Genomic DNA, 304 nt, shown 5'->3' on the forward strand with positions numbered 1-304 from the left:
GCTACACGCGCTTCGAAACAATGCGAACCGTGCTGTTCCTCATCGCCGGCAAGCTAGATTTCTCCAGCTTCAACCCGCATGCCTCGTGAGCCGCGTTACCCACTGCATTTTCAAAAGAGCCCTAATTCTTGACGAGGACGGGATATATGACCCGGCGAGCTTCAATGATCGGCTCCTGCTTGGGCTCAAGGGAACAATGAGTGAAGCCGAACTACACGTTCTCAAGGCGCGACTACGCGGCGGAATCCTGAACAAGGTCAACCGTGGCGAGTATCGATGTCTGCTACCAACCGGTTTCGTATAT

1 pseudogene is annotated in these 304 nt (G+C 53.9%); it reads left to right on the forward strand.

Annotated features, from left to right (window positions below):
* Nucleotides 1-85 precede the first annotated feature (85 nt).
* Nucleotides 86-304, forward strand: a pseudogene (locus GWC77_RS29965) (resolvase); the annotation flags it as partial.

This window comes from Paraburkholderia sp. NMBU_R16 (assembly GCF_013282575.1).
Taxonomy (GTDB): Bacteria; Pseudomonadota; Gammaproteobacteria; order Burkholderiales; family Burkholderiaceae; genus Trinickia.